Genomic DNA, 2,260 nt, shown 5'->3' with positions numbered 1-2,260 from the left:
ACATTGAACACATCGACATGATTGCGTTGGATCCCGTTGGGTCAGGGCACAAGACTACCGTCCATGGGACGTTCAGATCGAGCGACGCTAAATCCATCGATGGGAACCTGGCGATCATGCTGACCTGCCGCCTTGTGCCGCCGTACCTGACTGAATCGATTAGTCACACTGATCCGAGCGATGACGAGCCTACGGATATAACGACGCGCATATCCGTCCTGCATGGAGAAATCGACAGCCTGCAGTTGGTAAATCTGGACCGGGGTTTTGTGCTGACGCAGGGGTTGCACCTTGCCAACTGACCACAAGATCTTTTACCGATGACCTGAAGACAATGCGCTTCGCGCATGCATGCTTCCGTATAGCCGACGCATACCCAGTGACACATGCCGGCCTCTTCCAATTCAGTATCATCCCGCAAGCATCAACGATAAATGCGTCCGTTCTATCTGACGTGACGGGCGGCAATGGCGACAGAAAAACGCAAGCGGAGATCCAGTGGAAAGTGCCGAGAGTATGGTGTACGACAGGAGTAGTGGTAATTTTCGCCGCAAAATTCTCGTGCTCTACCTATTCTTACTCGCCTTCAACCTGGGTGCGTGGGCGGTTGCGTTAGTGACGTTTCACCAGCACTCGCTTTTGATCGGAACGAGTCTCCTCGCTTATACGTTTGGACTGCGTCATGCAGTAGATGCGGATCACATAGCGGCCATCGACAACGTGACCCGAAAATTAATGCACGCCGACAGCCGCCCTACGACGGTCGGTTTGATGTTTTCACTGGGTCACTCAACCGTTGTCGTAGCAGCATCAATAGCCATTGCTATAACCGCAGGAGCGACGCAAGCATGGATCGCCGACTTCAAGACGATTGGTGAGGTAGTAGGCGCTTTGGTGTCGACTATTTTCTTGCTGTCGCTTGCGGGGATGAATCTCGCGGTCTTGCGCTCGGTGATTTGCCTGTTTAGCAAAGTGAGGAGAGGAGAACCTTATTTTGATGAAGATTTTCGTTCCCTGCTTGCTAAGCGCGGCTTCCTGACGCGTATCTTTCGCCCCCTGTTCAATGTCGTCAGCGCGAGTTGGCACATGTACTTTGTCGGGCTACTTTTTGGTCTTGGTTTCGACACCGCAACTGAGGTGGGGCTTCTTGGCATTTCCGCTACGGGAGTGACCCAAAATCTATCGCCCTGGGCGATTCTCATATTCCCTTTGTTGTTCACAGCGGGCATGACGCTCATTGACACAACAGATAGCGTCCTCATGCTTGGAGCTTATGGCTGGGCGTTCGTCAAGCCAGTCCGGAAGCTGTACTACAACATGACCGTAACCATGATATCTGTCGTCATAGCTTTGTTCGTTGGTGTCGTTGAAGGATTGGGGTTGCTCGGGGATTCGTTAAAGCTCCAGGGAAGAGTCTGGGCGTGGATTGGTACTCTCAATGACCATTTTTCGCTGATTGGATATGGAACGATTGGTGTTTTCATTGGCGGGTGGGCACTTTCCGTCGTGATATACAAATGGAAGCGTTTTGATGAGGTTGGACGGCGAGCTAACGGCCCGTGACGGGGTACCACGTGCTGGTCGGCCCGTGCAGTAGTTCAGCGCTTGTGGTACGCTTCGCCCGAGCGATCAACAGGCCGCTGACGGCCGTTCTCTGCTAGCGATGAATGCGCGCGCGGCGAGCCCGACTTTCCAGCTTCGAGCGATCGTCCTCATCTTCCCGACCCTAAGTTTCGAAACCGCTCAGCGCAATGAAAGCCGGTGCATGTAACTTTCTCGAGGAGCGTTTCCGCACCAGGACACGCCTGATGCGATTCACGCTAGATCGGCAGGGCCGGCTTGACCGCTACCGTAATCGCGCCATCTGCAACATACTGACAAAAATTTGCGACGGGCATGGCCGCCACGCCATGAAACTTTCCTTCTGGCCAAGTGATGACCGCGTCTGCCGCAGTTGTTTCCACCTCGACAGCACCACGCGGGATCTCAAGCAGGGATCCCTCTCCCCGACGGTAGTCAACTTTGCCGACAATACGCGCTGGCTGCTTGAGGAGGGGTTCTTCGTTTGAAATGCGGAAGAACGCGTTGAGCTGTGGAGTCGCAACAAGATTCGCGAACTCTTCGAAATCACCTCGCTCCGCCAGTGCGTGAGCTGCTCGCATGAAGCCGTTCCACGCTGCACGCGCAAGTGCGCCGCCCACGCTAACGCGTCTCACCCCTAGCTCGGCAATCTGTTGCACAGTTAGACCCAGTGGTGCTC

At 54.5% G+C, this 2,260-nt stretch carries 1 protein-coding gene and 2 pseudogenes; 2 read left to right on the top strand and 1 reads right to left on the bottom strand.

The features are described 5' to 3' along the window. Both WCA53_RS14340 and WCA53_RS14335 read left to right on the top strand, forming a co-directional pair. Window positions 1-302 (top strand): annotated as a pseudogene (locus tag WCA53_RS14340) (hypothetical protein); the annotation flags it as partial. 214 nt (window positions 303-516) lie between these two features. Next, window positions 517-1,563, top strand: coding sequence for a HoxN/HupN/NixA family nickel/cobalt transporter (locus tag WCA53_RS14335; protein ID WP_423911329.1), 1,047 nt, complete (start codon window positions 517-519; stop codon window positions 1,561-1,563). 257 nt (window positions 1,564-1,820) lie between these two features. Here the strand turns inward: WCA53_RS14335 and WCA53_RS14330 are convergent. Beyond that, window positions 1,821-2,260, bottom strand: a pseudogene (locus WCA53_RS14330) (hypothetical protein); the annotation flags it as partial.

This window comes from Caballeronia sp. (assembly GCF_049581465.1).
Taxonomy (GTDB): domain Bacteria; phylum Pseudomonadota; class Gammaproteobacteria; order Burkholderiales; family Burkholderiaceae; genus Caballeronia.
Note: the sequence above shows the minus strand (reverse complement) of the source record. Positions and strands in the feature narration are given on the sequence as shown.